This window comes from Parabacteroides sp. KHUB-03, from assembly GCF_056640975.1.
This window is the reverse complement of sequence record NZ_CM153257.1, coordinates 635,001-650,372: the sequence shown is the minus strand read 5'-3', so window position 1 is coordinate 650,372 and position 15,372 is coordinate 635,001. Positions and strand designations below refer to the sequence as shown.

At 41.7% G+C, this 15,372-nt stretch carries 13 protein-coding genes (1 of these 13 cut by a window edge); 9 read left to right on the top strand and 4 right to left on the bottom strand.

Annotated features, from left to right (window positions below; genetic code table 11):
• Nucleotides 1-36: 36 nt before the first annotated feature.
• Together ACYIB7_RS02710 and ACYIB7_RS02705 are read left to right on the top strand one after the other, a co-directional pair.
• On the top strand, nucleotides 37-1,527 hold the full coding sequence (locus ACYIB7_RS02710; protein ID WP_103984117.1) for an NAD-dependent epimerase/dehydratase family protein: 1,491 nt from the start codon (nucleotides 37-39) through the stop codon (nucleotides 1,525-1,527).
• Between the two features lie 208 nt (nucleotides 1,528-1,735).
• Nucleotides 1,736-1,951, top strand: coding sequence for a winged helix-turn-helix domain-containing protein (locus tag ACYIB7_RS02705; protein ID WP_099463510.1), 216 nt, complete (start codon nucleotides 1,736-1,738; stop codon nucleotides 1,949-1,951).
• Between the two features lie 59 nt (nucleotides 1,952-2,010).
• On the opposite strand, the gene ACYIB7_RS02700 is transcribed toward ACYIB7_RS02705, so the two are convergent.
• Nucleotides 2,011-3,213: an alkaline phosphatase family protein gene (locus ACYIB7_RS02700; RefSeq protein WP_480338018.1), complete on the bottom strand. Its 1,203-nt coding sequence runs from the start codon at nucleotides 3,211-3,213 to the stop codon at nucleotides 2,011-2,013.
• A gap of 232 nt (nucleotides 3,214-3,445) precedes the next feature.
• Between ACYIB7_RS02700 and ACYIB7_RS02695 the strand changes: the two genes are divergently transcribed.
• Nucleotides 3,446-6,781, top strand: coding sequence for a TonB-dependent receptor (locus tag ACYIB7_RS02695; RefSeq protein WP_103984120.1), 3,336 nt, complete (start codon nucleotides 3,446-3,448; stop codon nucleotides 6,779-6,781).
• A 111-nt stretch (nucleotides 6,782-6,892) separates the two neighbouring features.
• Here the strand turns inward: ACYIB7_RS02695 and ACYIB7_RS02690 are convergent, their stop codons facing one another.
• Nucleotides 6,893-8,890 carry an AAA family ATPase gene (locus ACYIB7_RS02690; RefSeq protein ID WP_480338017.1) on the bottom strand — a complete coding sequence of 666 codons (1,998 nt, stop codon included), beginning with the start codon at nucleotides 8,888-8,890 and terminating at the stop codon, nucleotides 6,893-6,895.
• A gap of 133 nt (nucleotides 8,891-9,023) precedes the next feature.
• Here ACYIB7_RS02690 and ACYIB7_RS02685 point away from each other — a divergent pair, with 133 nt between their 5' ends.
• Both ACYIB7_RS02685 and ACYIB7_RS02680 read left to right on the top strand, forming a co-directional pair.
• Nucleotides 9,024-9,899, top strand: coding sequence for an SPFH domain-containing protein (locus tag ACYIB7_RS02685; RefSeq protein ID WP_480338015.1), 876 nt, complete (start codon nucleotides 9,024-9,026; stop codon nucleotides 9,897-9,899).
• Between the two features lie 28 nt (nucleotides 9,900-9,927).
• Nucleotides 9,928-10,116, top strand: coding sequence for a type II toxin-antitoxin system antitoxin (locus tag ACYIB7_RS02680; RefSeq protein ID WP_099463515.1), 189 nt, complete (start codon nucleotides 9,928-9,930; stop codon nucleotides 10,114-10,116).
• A 288-nt stretch (nucleotides 10,117-10,404) separates the two neighbouring features.
• Here the strand turns inward: ACYIB7_RS02680 and ACYIB7_RS02675 are convergent, their stop codons facing one another.
• Nucleotides 10,405-11,442: an HU domain-containing protein gene (locus ACYIB7_RS02675; protein WP_480338014.1), complete on the bottom strand. Its 1,038-nt coding sequence runs from the start codon at nucleotides 11,440-11,442 to the stop codon at nucleotides 10,405-10,407.
• A 16-nt stretch (nucleotides 11,443-11,458) separates the two neighbouring features.
• Complete coding sequence (locus ACYIB7_RS02670; protein WP_103984124.1) at nucleotides 11,459-12,685, bottom strand: alkaline phosphatase family protein; 1,227 nt, start codon at nucleotides 12,683-12,685, stop codon at nucleotides 11,459-11,461.
• A gap of 130 nt (nucleotides 12,686-12,815) precedes the next feature.
• On the opposite strand from ACYIB7_RS02670, the gene cbiB reads away from it, so the two are divergent.
• The 4 genes in view from cbiB to ACYIB7_RS02650 are tightly spaced (at most 12 nt apart) and all read left to right on the top strand, a layout consistent with a single transcriptional unit that may run on beyond the window.
• Entirely contained in the window at nucleotides 12,816-13,763 is a 948-nt protein-coding gene (cbiB, locus tag ACYIB7_RS02665; RefSeq protein ID WP_480338011.1) for an adenosylcobinamide-phosphate synthase CbiB, read from the top strand.
• 2 nt (nucleotides 13,764-13,765) lie between these two features.
• The gene (gene cobU / locus ACYIB7_RS02660) at nucleotides 13,766-14,284 is read left to right on the top strand and encodes a bifunctional adenosylcobinamide kinase/adenosylcobinamide-phosphate guanylyltransferase (protein WP_200817978.1); all 519 of its coding nucleotides are present in this window, start codon (nucleotides 13,766-13,768) and stop codon (nucleotides 14,282-14,284) included.
• Between the two features lie 12 nt (nucleotides 14,285-14,296).
• The gene (cobT, locus tag ACYIB7_RS02655; protein ID WP_103984126.1) at nucleotides 14,297-15,337 is read left to right on the top strand and encodes a nicotinate-nucleotide--dimethylbenzimidazole phosphoribosyltransferase; all 1,041 of its coding nucleotides are present in this window, start codon (nucleotides 14,297-14,299) and stop codon (nucleotides 15,335-15,337) included.
• A 1-nt stretch (nucleotide 15,338) separates the two neighbouring features.
• A protein-coding gene (locus ACYIB7_RS02650; RefSeq protein ID WP_480338009.1) for an adenosylcobinamide-GDP ribazoletransferase crosses the window boundary here: on the top strand, nucleotides 15,339-15,372 show its 5' end (the start). It continues 713 nt past the right edge of the window; the window shows 34 of its 747 coding nt (coding positions 1-34); the start codon lies at nucleotides 15,339-15,341; the stop codon falls past the right edge of the window.

Below are 15,372 nucleotides of genomic sequence, written 5' to 3'. Positions count from 1 at the left end.
CATCATATTTGTAAAAACAATATACTATAAGCTATTATGAAAACTAAAAAGACAATTTTTCTTACCGGAGCAACGGGTACCATGGGAAAGGCAGGACTGGAAGAACTATCGGGAAGATTAGATCGTTTTAATATCACATTACTGGCACGTCCGAGCCAAACCAACAAAAAAAAACTAGCGGCATACGAACATAAGAAAGGCATTCGGATCGTCTGGGGAGACCTTACCAATTACAACGACATACTGAACGGAGTAACCGGAGCAGACTATGTATTGCATGTAGGAGGAATGGTTTCTCCTGCAGCCGATTACTATCCGAAGAAAACCCGGAAAGTAAATACCGCAGCAGCCGAATATATTGTAAAAGCGGTAAAAGCCCAACCGAACGCAGATCAGATAAAAGTGGTTTACATTGGTTCTGTTGCACAAACCGGACACCGCAACGCTCCAATCCATTGGGGACGAACCGGCGACCCGATTTGTGCCAGTATCTACGACCACTATGCCATATCCAAAACAATAGCCGAACGCATATTTGTAGAATCCGGAATAAAACACTGGGCTTGTCTTCGCCAAACAGGCATTCTTTGCCCTGAGCTGTTATACAAAGGGTCCGATCCGATCACATTTCATGTCCCGATAGATGGCGTACTGGAATGGGCAACAGCCGAAGATTCGGGGCGCTTGCTTGCAAATGTTTGCGAAGACAATGTACCGGACGAGTTCTGGAACCGTTTTTATAATATCAGTAGTGGTCCGTCTTACCGGCTAACTAACTATGAATTCGAATGCAAACTACTGAAGGCAATCTCCTGCCCTCCTCCGGAAAAGATATTTGAACCGAACTGGTTTGCCTTACGAAACTTCCATGGGCAATGGTATACTGACTCTGATATTTTGGAAAATTATCTACATTTCCGTAGCAACCAATCCTGCGATGATTATTTCCGGTGGATGGCAAAGCAAGTTCCCTGGTACTTCCACCTATCCAAAATCACACCGGCATTCATTATCAAAAAAATGATGAAGGCCATTGCATCCCAAAAGGGTCTGGGCACACTTAATTGGATAAAGACAAAAAACCAGCATCGCATCTCGGCCTATTTCGGCTCTTATGAAGCATGGGAAGCTATTCCAGACTGGAATAAAATAAATAAAGAACATCCTTCCGAAATTCCTGTTATATTAAAACATGGGTACGATGAAACAAAGCCCAAAGAAGAATTAGACATTGAAGACATGCAACAAGCCGCCCTGTTTCGAGGTGGCAAATGCCTGTCCGGTACAATGGTTAAAGGAGATTTGGCTTCGCCACTGGAATGGGAGTGCCAATTCGGTCATCGGTTCAAAGCATCTCCAAACTTAATTTTACTGGGAGGCCACTGGTGTACGGAATGCCAGCCCTTGCCCTGGAATTACGATGAAATAGCCAAAGGCAATCCCTTCTTTGCCCAAGTATGGCATGCCTCCCATGATAAGGATGAACATAACATATACGACGAATCAATTTTCGAAGGAATGGAATAAAAAAGGCATAAACAACAACCGGAATTTATAACGGACAAAAGATTAATTCTCAAAAAATCTTATGTTCCAGCCCTCTAATGGCAATAAGGGTTAACAATTGGGATAGTTCTTTTAAAACACACTAAAAATACGCCCGGATTATATCAATTCACGGTCTATTTATGTTGTATAGATAACACATACCATAAACATAAAACATAATATTATCATGACAAAAGGATCTATCGGTTTGAATGCTGGAGCCGTCTGGAATTTACTATCGGATGGTGAGCGCTGGAGTTTTGAGACGTTGAAGAAAATGACATTCCTATCGGATGCCGAATTATGGTCTGCTATAGGTTGGTTGGCCAGAGAAAATAAAATCGAAATCGACACATCCAGCAGTAAGTTAATTTTCTGCCCCGGTACTAACTTTTATTTCTAAAAAAGGATGTGCAGTCCATAGCAAAGGGATATACCTGGTTTTCCCTTTGCTATGGATTTCTACTTAACCAGCAATTGTTCTACCACAGCACTATCGCCATCATTAGGGGCAGGTTGTATTCCCAGTAAACGAGTAATCAACAAATATAAATTGACATTCGCCATAGTAGGTACCTCTACGTGTTTCTTAAACGAAGGACCGGCTGCATAAAAAATTGCCTCCATCTCAGGTTCAAAATTATCATACCCGTGAGTGGCTCCTTTATACGGGGTTATCTTCTTTTCTCTGAAATGCACATAACTTCCTATATCCGGAAGTACTACCAAATCTCCAATACGCGGATTTGATCCGTAAATATATTTAGACGGAATTTCATCTTTTTTCCAAACCGTTATATGTGGAACTTGCTTCAAAATGGCATACGCGCTATCTAAATAAGTTTTCTTAGGATAAAGGAGAGTCGGAACGCCGTCAAATACATATTCGAAACTATCCAAAGGCAAATAATCTATCAGGTTAACATAATTTTCAGGATAATAGGTAGCCATTCCATGATCGGAAAGAACAACAAAGTCTATTTTATCAAAAATATCAAGTTTGCGGGCTTCCGCAAAGAAATGATTTAATACACCATCCAATTCTTCAACTTTCTCTAACGTGGCAGAAGAATCGGGTGTACTATAATGTCCTATAGCGTCCGGTTCTTCCATATACCACATAATTAAATGGGGCCGGTCGGCTTCGGGCAACCTCAACCATGAAATAACAGAATCCGCACGGTCGGAGAACGATACGGATTTATCAAACTTTTTCCAGATAGAGGGTTGCATTCCATGAACCGGAACTTCGCTGCCCACCCAATAAAAAGAAGCAGCACGCACACCTTGTTTTTCTGCCGTATTCCAAATAGGTTCCCCACCATAAAAGAATGAAGTCAGATCTCCCATCCGGTATATGCTATCCACATCGGGAGCGTAAAAGAAATTATTTATTAAACCATTATGATCGGGATGCAAACCCGTAGCCATAGCATAATGGTTCGGAAAAGTAACACTTGGAAAACAGGGGCGAAATGTAGAACGGACACCAACATTAGCTAAAGAATCTAATGTAGGGGTATTAGCGCGTAAAGGATAATCGGATCGAAATCCATCCATAGAAAGCACTACAACATAGCGATCGGAAGGCGGAACCGTTGGCTTACAACTACACAAAAAACATATCAACAAACAAGTAATGCTATAAAAATAAAATTGTCTCATATATATACATTAATTATTACGGTGGCAAAGGTATGATTAAAAAAGACTTGAGATATTTCAAACGGAAGAAAAACAATATATGTACAAAAATCAACGACTTTTGACAATTGATAAAAAATAACTAAAAACAAAAATTAAAAGATTTGTAATAATAAAGGATTCATTATATGTCTGCTATTCGAAAAACAAAACTTAACTTTGTAACGTTTTTATTAATTAAACAAAATCTATTATGCGTAAACATTTACAGACTCTTTTCCTTTTTTCGGTATTGAGTTTCTTGTTCACCGTCTCTTCTGTGGCACAGGTTACTACTGCCAGCATCAGTGGAAAAGTTGTGTATGAGGATGAACCAGTTATTGGTGCAACAGTCGTTGCAATACATGAACCTTCAGGTACGCGTTACGGAACCGTCACGAATATTGACGGACGTTACACCCTCCCTAATATGCGTGCCGGCGGACCTTACAAAGTTGATATTTCTTATGTCGGATATCAGCCCATCGCTTTTACAAATATTTCGTTGAACCTGGGTGATAACTACGCTTTGAATGCTTCATTAAAAGAATCTTCGGAGCTTTTGGAAGAAGTTGTTGTTATTGGTTCCAGCAACAGTAATATGAAAAGCGACCGTGCAGGCGCTATCACAAGCATTACAAGAGAAGGCATTGAAGCCATTCCAACCATCAGCCGTAGCATGAACGACATCATGCGTATGTCTCCACAATCATCAACAACAACCAACGGTTTCGCCGTAGGTGGCGGAAACTACCGTCAGTCATACGTAACAGTCGATGGTGCTGCATTTAATAATGCTTTCGGTATCGGCCAGAATCTTCCGGCAAACGGCTCTCCTATCTCTCTTGATGCTTTGGAACAGATCACCGTATCTGTTACTCCTTACGATGTCCGTCAGAGCGGATTTACTGGTGGTTCTATCAATGCTGTAACACGCTCGGGAGATAATAAATTCAAAGCAACAGCTTATACATATCTGAATAACCAAAGTCTGAAAGGTGTACACGTAGACGACTATACTTTGAAGCGCAGTAAAGCCCAATATTATACGTATGGAGCCAGTATTGGCGGCGCAATAATAAAAGATAAATTATTCTATTTCGTGAACGGAGAATACGAAGATAACGTAACAGCCGGCCCTATCACTCGTCCGCGTACCAGCGATAGTGAACAATGGGGTGATAATAACGTAAACCGCCCGACCGTAAGCGACATGGATATGATGAGCAAATACATGTCTGAAAAATACGGATATAACACAGGACGTTATTCCGGATATGATATTAAAACACCAGCCTACCGTATTATGGCACGTTTAGACTGGAATATTAATGATAACAATAAGATCAACTTCCGTTTTTCTAAGACTCATACAAAAGATTCAAACTCACCATCTTCTTCTACCAGTCCGATGAATGCAGCCAATATTTATCCGGGACATGGCAACAACGGCGGCAGAAGTTCCAAATATGCTATGACTTATGAAAATTCACGTTACTACCAGTTACGCGACTTCATGAGTTTGGCTACCGAGTTGAACTCTCGCTTCATGGATGGAAAAATGAACAATATGGTACGTCTGACCTATTCTTACCAGAACGAGCCTCGTGAAACAGATGGAGGATTCTTCCCGACGGTAGATATCTTAAAGGATGGTGACGTATATGCATCATTCGGCCCGGACCCATTCACATACGGTAACCTTCGCAGAGTAAAAACATTTGTTGCAACAGATGAACTGAGTTACTCCACAGGAATCCACAGCATGCTGGGTGGTGTACAGTTTGAATTTAACCATTCAGAAAACGGCTTCATGCCTGCCGGTTCCGGTTATTATGTATTTTCTTCATGGGATGATTTCGTTAACAATCAAAAGCCTTCGGCTTTCGCTATCACGCATCCTAACAACAATGGCCTGAAGCAAGAAAATGCAGCGTTCAACTACGAGCAAGTTTCTCTTTATTATCAAGACGAAATGGCTTTCACCGAAAACTTTAAGCTTACTGCCGGTTTGCGTTTGGAAGTACCTATTTATCCGGCTCTGAAAAATAATTATAACGAAGAATTTGCAGGTTTGTTATTCCATGGCAAACATTATTCAACGGATCAGATGCCTAAGACAACAGTAAATCTTTCTCCGCGTGTAGGTTTCAACTGGGACTTAACCGGAGAACGTAAATACGTTCTCCGCGGCGGTATGGGACTCTATACCGGTCGCATTCCGTTTGTCTGGATCGTTTCTGCTGTTGGGAACTCTAATGTAGGACAGTATCAGATGTTTACTTACAAATCCGATGAAGCTCCCAATTTCTCTCCTGATTTGAATGGTATACTGAACAACATGTATGGCGGCAAATATGAAGCGAAAGCATTACCGGCTCCGCAGTCTCCTACTATCATGACTGAAGACCTGAAAATGCCTTCTACATTCAAAACTTCATTAGCTTTCGACGCTAAATTGCCTGGTGATATAGGTTTCACAGTAGAAGGTATTTATAACCGTGACATCAACCCTATCGTAGTTACAAATGCAGGATTAAACGATCCTTCCGAAGTGAAGCTTTCTGCTAACGACACACGTTTGTACTATAATAACGGCTATTGTGCAACTAACAGTGAAGGCCGCGGCGTTACTCCTTATGTTATCGAAAACGGAGGAGACCAGGCTTACTATTACTCCATCACTTCCCAGTTGAGTAAACGTTTCAATTTCGGTCTTGATTTATCATTTGCATACACATATTCTTATGCAAAATCATACGGAGACGGTATCGGAGATCAGGTTACTTCCGCTTGGAAAACCAACACGAACTGCATTAACGGTTCCAACGCCCACGAAATTGGTTATGCCAGCTATGTTGCGCCAAACCGTATCATCGCATCTGCCGGTTATCGTAAAGAATACGGAAAGAACTTTGCTTCTGCTATAACCTTAATTTATGAAGGAAGCCAGCTAGGATACGCAGGCAATTATTCATATTCCCGTTTTGGTTATACATACAGCAATAACCCGTTAAATGATGGTGGTGCAACTCCGTTAATGTATATCCCGGCTTCTAAAGACGAATTAAACTTTGCAGACATTGTTGACAAATCAGGTAAAGTAACCTATTCTAAAGAAGATCAGGCAAACGATTTCTGGGCTTATGTAAACCAGGACAAATATTTAAGCAAGCACAAAGGCGAATATGCAGACCGCAACGGTGCTGTTATGCCTTGGTGTCATCAATTCGATCTGAAGTTTATGCAAGATTTCTATGTAAAAGTTGGCAACAGCCGTAACACAATTCAGTTCGGCATTGACATCAAGAACTTAGGAAACTTATTAAACAACAAATGGGGCATATACAAACAAGTTTCTACAAATGGAAACTCTCCTTTGAAGTTTGCTACAAATGAAAAAGGAGCTATCATCCGCGACGAAAACGGAGACTTTATGTACAACATGAATAAGAACGGCAGTCAGAAACTAACTGAAACATTTATGAATTATCAGGGCTTCGCTTCCACATCTTCCGTACAGTTCAGCATACGATATATTTTCAATTAATAAATATATTTATAAGAACAAATATCAAGGGGTTGTATCTTCAATAGAGATGCAGCCCCTTTCTTTTTTATGGATTATGCTGATTATAAGAAAGAATGTATTTTCAGATACTTACAGTGTATTTCTTAATTCATCGGCTATATCCCGATGGTTCTGGGCTTGTCCCTCATCTCCCAAAGCCGAATAAGCTTCTGCCAGGTAATCGTGTACATAGGCATGCTTGGGCTTCAATCCGGCAGCTTTCAGCAAGTCTGCTATTGCCTCATCATAGTATTTTAAATGCAAAAGACATTTACCCCGGTTATAACGGGCCTTAAAGGAATTGGTATCCAGCTTCACTGCTTTATTAAGGCAAACCTGTGCATCATAGTTTTCTCCTAAATCCATCAATGTCACCCCCTTGCGCACCCAAGCATCTACATAATAAGGATCTAATTTAAGTGCTTTATCAAAACAGCGGATAGCGGCATTGCCGTCTTTAGCTTTGGTTATACATTCGTTTCCCATCAGATAGTATTCGCGGGCATATTCTTTTTGTGTCTCACGCATGGCATGTATCTCTGCTTTCAAAGCTTTGATCTGCTCTTGCTGGGAATTTACTGTCTGTAATTTCAGGCGCATCAAACGTTGAACGGAAAGATTTTCCAACTCATTCCGCTTCTTTACAGCAACACAAAAAGATTCGACAGACTCTTTCATATTGCCTGCATTAAAACTGTGGACAGCCTGTGCATACAACAATTCGGCTTCACTCTCGCGCAAACTCTTTTCAATCAAACGTTGGTCATTAAATATCTGGCTAAATTCAACGATCTCTTTTTTAACAAAAATATCACGAGGCGAGATTTTACTTCTCAACACCAAACCTTCCAGCGATGTGCAACGGCTTAAAGCAACATACGTTTGCCCCCCTGCAAAAACGCCTCCTGTTAAATCTACAACAACCCTCGAAAAGGTAAGCCCCTGGCTTTTGTGTACCGTAATTGCCCATGCCAGGCGAATCGGTAATTGCTCGAAAGTTCCTACAATCTCTTCTTCAATGCGTTTTTCTTTTTCATTATACTGATACTTATAATTGCGCCAGGTAGTAGGTTCCACAAGATATTCCACACCACTTTCTAACATGACGTACACATTACCGTTTTCGTCCAGGCCTGAAATAATACCGATAGTTCCATTTACCCAACGACGCTCATGATCATTATCGATAAAGATGATCTGCGCCTGTTCTTTCAACGACAAATTCAATTGCGTTGGCAATGACGACTCAGGAAAGTCTCCATCGATCTTCCCTTCGGAGATAAACTCTTCTCCGGGAAGTTCCGCCAACTTCTTCTCATTGATATAATCTACCTGATCCCGGCGTGTGGCAAGTGTAATATACATATCTTCGTCTTTTGGTATAAAAGACGGAAAGCAACGGGCATTTAAGGTATCAAGTTCTTCCTTCCGGGCTATATTATTACGGATACGGTCAAGCACATTAATAAAAACCGGGTCTGTTTGTCTGTATACTTTCTGCAGTTCGATAGGAACCAGATTGATTGAGTTAAAAACACGTGCTGAAAAGAAATAAGGAGTAGCATAAAACAGACTCAGAATTTCTTTTTGGTCGGACGGCACTACCGGTTCCAGTTGAAAAACATCTCCTACGAACAACAGTTGTTTTCCTCCGAACGGCAAACGCATATTGCCGGAAAAAACACGCAATATGCGGTCTACACAATCTATAATATCCGCCCTCACCATCGAGATTTCATCGATAATTATCAACTCCACTTCCGAAATAATTTTACGATGCTCTTTCCTGTATTTAAAGAACTCGAAAATACGCCCATCCTTCAAGCTCAAATCCGGATCATCCGGTAACATCGGCCTGAAAGGTAACTTAAAGAAAGAGTGCATAGTTACTCCGCCGGCATTGATTGCAGCTATACCTGTAGGAGCTAATACAACAAACTTCTTTTTCGTATGTGCACAGATATGTTTCAGAAATGTAGATTTGCCAGTCCCGGCTTTTCCCGTAAGAAAAACGGATTGGCGTGTATGAGTTATCAACTGCAATGCATCCTGAAACTCCTTATTGTTAGTGTCTAACTGAAATTCCAATCGAATTAATTTTTAAGTAGACAAAGCTAAAGAATATTTTAAATATCCCTCTAAAAAGAATACATTTTATTTGGTAATACGCAAAGGATTGCATTTATTTGTGATATCAAAACAATATCAAATACAAATTATTATGAAGACACAAGAAAAAGCTTTTAACGGCATTAAACTTTCCGGTTTCGTAGCGATATTATTCATCCTTATCATACTGGGAGTTTCTATTCTCATGTTTGCCTTAAACAAACCATGGAGCCTGATCCCTGCCATTATTGGTATTTTCTGCGCAATTTTCATGTGCTATGGTTTCATGATTATTCAACCGAATAACTCCCGGGTTATGACTTTTTTTGGGAAATACACCGGCACTATAATCGAAAATGGTTTTTTCTGGGTGAATCCGCTTTTACTAAAAACAAAAGTAACTTTACGTATTTTCAACTTGAACCTTGAGCCGATCAAGGTAAACGACAAAGTAGGAAATCCGGTGATGATTGGCGCTGTTGTTGTCTGGAGAATAAAAGATACTTACAAAGCAACTTTTGATATTTCGGGAGATGTAAAGATGTTTGTACAAATTCAAAGTGATGCAGCTTTGCGGCAAGTTGCAGGCATGTATGCCTACGACACGAACGAAACAAGCGATAAAGTAACTTTGCGATCAGATAACGAAGGCGAAGTAACCCGGCGGCTTGAGGACGAACTAAACAGCAGGCTGACTCTTGCTGGAATAGAGATCGTAGAAGCACGCATTAACTATTTGGCTTATGCCTCAGAAATTGCAGGCGTAATGCTCCGCCGTCAGCAGGCAGAAGCAATTATCGCTGCCCGTGAACGCATTGTGGAAGGTGCAGTCAGTATGGTTCATTTAGCATTAGACAAACTTGAAAAAGATAGCGTTGTCGAACTGGACGAAGAAAAGAAAGCAAGTATGGTCAGCAATCTGCTTGTAGTACTTTGTGCCGACGAATCCGCCCAACCAATTATCAACACGGGTACATTATATCAATAATTTAATTTTTTAATATTAATAAGAAGTGATGGCCAAAAAAGAGAATGCAACCAAAAACTTTGTTCTGCGCATTGATGCAGAAATGATGGATGCTATCGAAGCCTGGGCTGCGGATGAATTCCGCAGTACCAATGGCCAGATTCAGTATATTCTGGATCAGGCATTACGAAAATCAGGTCGGTTAAAAAAGAGAAAGGAGTCCAAGCAAGAAAAATAGCACACTCCTTAATTCTATCAACAATCTATATTTTTTTAGTTGCCTACCTAAAAAGTACCAGACCATAGTCTCAACAAAGAGGCGTTTAAAAGTTCACTTTGTCACCTTCTGTCAGCATCTTCGGGACTTATCCCCAATTTGTCAAACAATCGGATATTGGCTATATATCATTGACACATATATTGTTGTTTTATTATTACTGAGATTGTGCCTGCAACACTTTAGTGCTTCCGGCAGACGTTTTTTACTACTTTTATGTCAAGAGGAAAGTAATAGAGATAATCTTATTCACCGGCTGATGAACAACCAGGCATCTTTAAACTTATCGTTTTTACGAAGATCAGCCATATAATTCTCGGCCTGTTCGCGGTTATCATACTTATCGGCATAAATACGGTATTTGCCATCACGTACGACTTTACTTACGTTCTTGCATTCGCTTTGTACACTGGCTATATACTCATTAGCTTGGCTCTCGGAAGGAAAACTGGCTATCACGATGTGATACATTTTCTTTGACCCGGCTACAGCAACAGGTTTTGAAACCTCTTTCACTTTAGGTGCAACAGAAGCAGCCGTTCTTGTCTTTGCCTCTTTAGCAACCGAAGACTGACGTGGTGAAGCAATCAAAGCAACATCAGCCTCTTTCTTGTCTGCTTCAGCTATTGTTGATGAAGACAAATTAAGTTCGGGCGCTTTATAAGATACAATTTCGGTCGGTACAAAACTAGCTGTATAAGCCGACTGGTTTACATCCTTCACCGGAGTAGACACTAAAAAGAATAACGCCACCGCAGCAGCCGATGCCACCACCACACGCACCCACTTGCGACTAACAGGGATATACAATGTATCTTTCTTATGTTTCTGACCTACCTCAAGAAGTCTCTTCTCTGCCAGATAAGATTCCAGCGTAGGAAAACTAAACGAAGACAAACCGTACGATGTCAGGTTAAAAAGTGCCGTATCTGCCGGAAGAAACACCGTTTGGCCTTCTTCTCCCAAAGAAAAAGAACCGATATTTCCAAAAGACAAACTTTTATGCTGTTGCAAAGTTTCTTTCAGGCTTTTCACATCTTCTTCAAGCATCAAAACAGCTTTCCGATAGTCCACACCATATATTTGCATATACGACTCTGACAATAAGCCATCGTTATGCTGTAAAGTCGTATTAAAAACGATCTCTTTACGGGAAGGATTGAACGAATGGCTCTCTGCCTGATACTTAGCAGGTATCGTCTGAAGCACAAAACCTCCGAACTTCGGCACAATGACACAATCATGTACCAGCAGCGTGCGTTCTATATGTGTTACTATTCTTAACATAGTACAAAGATATAAATTAATTCACAGGTTTTACCCAACGATTCAAAATATTATTTGGGGTAGCCAATACAAATTTATAGAACTGCGAATCCGGCAGTTTAGTCAAATCTACCGTATACTGCTTCTGTCCGGCAGGAACGGTTGTAATCTCAACCCACTGGTCTTCTTTGCCTTCCTTATAGTTGTTGGTTGCAGTTCCATAAATCGTAACAGGTGCTTTCTCCGAATAGCAATTCCATGTCAACGATACCGAATTATCATAGGGTAGCGAGCGTAAATCATAAATATCCACATCACCGATAAAAGGCATACCGTCTTGTTCCCATTTCACATGCCGAGGGATGTCAAACCCCATAAAACGGCAGATGGAAGGAGCAATATCTGTTATAGAAAGATAAGGAGCTTTGAAATGTGCATTGACGGGCACATTGGTAGAAATCCAGGTAGTCCGTTCGCGCCAGGATTGGCCTCCGTGACCATGCCCGTTTTCCTCCCGCCCATGATCTGTAGTAACCACTACCATCCATTCTTCATCAAAATTGGCTTCGCGATATTTCACAGCTTCCCACACACGGGCAATCTGTTCATCCGCTTTACGAACATATTCATCAAAGAACGGACCATTTCCCATAATATGGCCGGCATCATCCGTATACCACAGATAAACCCAGCTCAAATCCGGTGCATTCTCACGTATTCCTTTGGCCGCTTCACGAGAAACAACTTCATCAATGTCGAATATATGCATATCCTTCGGAGCTTTCGGAAAACGGGCAGTATCCAGTTCGTAGCCGTCGGCCACATAATCAATCTTCAGGTAATTGGTTTCCGGCTTCCCTTCACCTATCAAAACAGTACGGTTGTCTGTCCAACTGGAATAGATTGCCGTTTTATAGTCTTTCGGTTGCTCTTTGGCAATACGGAAAATTGTCCAATAGTTATAGTTTGGTTTCAAATTATCGTTTCCTCCCACATTATGCTTGTTAAACCAGGTTCCCGTCAACAGGTTAGTATAACCTATAGCAGAAATGGTTGCTGTTTCGGAATATCCGCCCACTTCGCCACCTGTATAGGCACGGCTATAAGCCCCACGGGAAGCAATATCAAACACGGCTGGTGTATGAAGGCGTTCGATCTGGTCGGCAGGAATACCGTCAACTATTATATATACAGCCTTCCGTACTTTTGCATTTACACACAAACAACAAAACACTAAAAACAAAAAGGAGTAGAGATATTTCATAATGTCATCCGGATTTAAAGATTTCCTTTACAAAAGTAGAAAAGACCCGGATAAAAACAAAATTAGATGTAGCGTTAATTGGAGATCGGATATGTTTATGTAAGTTTGTAATCTGTTAATAACATACAATATGTACCTGACATCTCAAACCCTGCATGCAATAAAAGTAATGCCTTTCCTCGGAGGCTGGCTGGCAGACCGTATATTGGGCGATCCGGAAGGCTGGTTTCATCCGGTTGTGTTTTTCGGCAAACTGATTTCCACCGGAGAGAAAAAGTTAAACAATGGAAATAACCGCGAGTTGAAAGGTTCATTAATGGCGATAGGTTTTATTCTGGGCGTTTACTTTATTTGTTATGGAATACTAGACCTGGCAAACCGTATAAATCCGTCGATTCAGTCTATACTTATAGCCATTGGCGTATTCTATTGTCTGGCAGGCAAGACATTGATAAAAGAGGTAAAAGCCGTATTTGAGGCAACCGACCGGAGCACAGAAGAAGGACGCCGGCAGGTAAGCCGCATCGTAGGACGGGACACAAGCCGCCTTTCCCCGCAGGAAATACGGGCGGCTGCGCTGGAAACGTTGGCGGAGAACCTGAGCGACGGAGTGGTTGCTCCCATGTTTTGGTTTGCCCTCCTTGGTCTGCCGGGTATGATGGCATATAAGATGGTCAACACGCTCGACTCTATGATAGGATATAAAAACGAACGCTATCTGGCATTCGGCAAATCGGCGGCTCATTTGGATGATGTGGCAAACTATCTGCCGGCACGGCTAACAGCTTACCTGATGCTAGCAGCCTCCGGCAACTGGAATAAACGCAGCTTTGTAAAACAATACGGACCGATGCATGCCAGCCCCAACTCCGGTTACCCCGAAGCTGCTTTGGCTGCGATATTGGATTGTCGTTTCGGAGGAACACACGACTACTTCGGACAGCCAGTAGAAAAACCGTATATCGGTACAAACGAACGTGCGTTTACCACAGACGATATGCTGCAGGCTATAAAAGTAAACAGCAACACAGAACTGGTAATGGGACTTATTGTTATAACCATTTTATTATTCATCTGATAATGAAATATATTACATTAGTTACAGGAGGACAACGTTCCGGAAAAAGCGGATATGCACAACGGTTGGCATTGTCATTGTCCGAAAACCCTGTTTATCTGGCTACTTCACGTGTCTGGGATGAAGAATTCAGGCAGCGTGTATTGCGCCATCAGAAAGACCGCGGACCGGAATGGACCAATATAGAAGAAGAAAAGCATTTGAGCCGGCACTCTCTGGCAGGTCGTGTCGTCGTTATAGACTGTGTTACTTTATGGGGTACCAACTTCTTCTTCGACAATAACAGTAATGTAGAACTTTCGCTTTCCGAACTGAAAGAAGAATTTAACAAATTCACAAACCAGGAAGCCCGTTTCATCTTTGTAACAAACGAATTAGGCATGGGCGGGGTAGCGGCGGACGAAGTTCAACGGAAATTCACAGACATGCAAGGCTGGTTAAATCAATATATTGCATCCAGAGCAGATGAAGTTATATTAATGGTTAGCGGTATTCCGGTAAAGATAAAAGAAAACAAATAAACATATACAACAATGATTACATTCCATATTGAAAAGCCTGATGAAAAGTTAGTTCCGGAACTGGAAGATAAAATAAACAACCTGGCAAAGCCCAAAGGTTCTTTAGGACGTCTGGAAGAGATCGCTTTACAGATCGGACTTATCCAGCAAACATTAAGTCCGGTTCTGTCCAACCCGGTTAACGTTATATATGCAGCCGATCATGGCATTGCCGATGAAGGTGTGAGCCAGTCTCCCAAAGAGATTACCCACCAGGTAGTATACAATTTCCTGAACGACGGCGCAGGCGTATGCTTCCTTGCACGCCAGCATGGTTTCAATATTAAGATTATAGATGCGGGAGTAGACCACGAGTTTAGCCCCAATCCCAAACTTACCAATAAGAAAATCAGAGCAAACGGTACGCGCAACTTCCTGCACGAGGCAGCCATGACAACAGAAGAAATGGAACTGGCACTGCAATACGGAGCTGACGTTGTGACCGATTGTTACAAGGAAGGATGCAACGTAATAAGTTTCGGAGAAATGGGCATTGGCAACACTTCCGCTTCAAGTATGTGGATGACTTGCCTGACCCGGATTCCTTTGATAGATTGCGTAGGTGCCGGAAGCGGGCTTAATACAGAAGGGATAAAACATAAATATAATGTACTGAAAGAAGCCCTCGACAATTACAAGGGAGATGGAAGTACATCAGACATCATGCGCCACTTCGGCGGTTACGAGATGGTAATGGCCGTAGGCGGCATGTTGCGTGCTGCCGAACTGAAAATGGTAATACTGATAGATGGTTTCATTATGACCAACTGCGTACTGGCAGCTTCCCGCCTCCATCCGGAAGTACTTCCTTACTGCATCTTCGGACACTGCGGCGACGAAACCGGCCATAAGCGGGTATTGAATTTCTTGAAAGCAAAGCCTTTACTGGATTTAGGCCTGCGCTTAGGAGAGGGATCAGGGGCCGTATGTGCCTACCCTATTGTGCAGTCGGCAGTGAGGATGATCAATGAGATGCACTCTTTCCAACAGGAATCTATTACAAAATACTTCTGATATGTTACGTATACTGGCGGCACTTATCTTCTTCA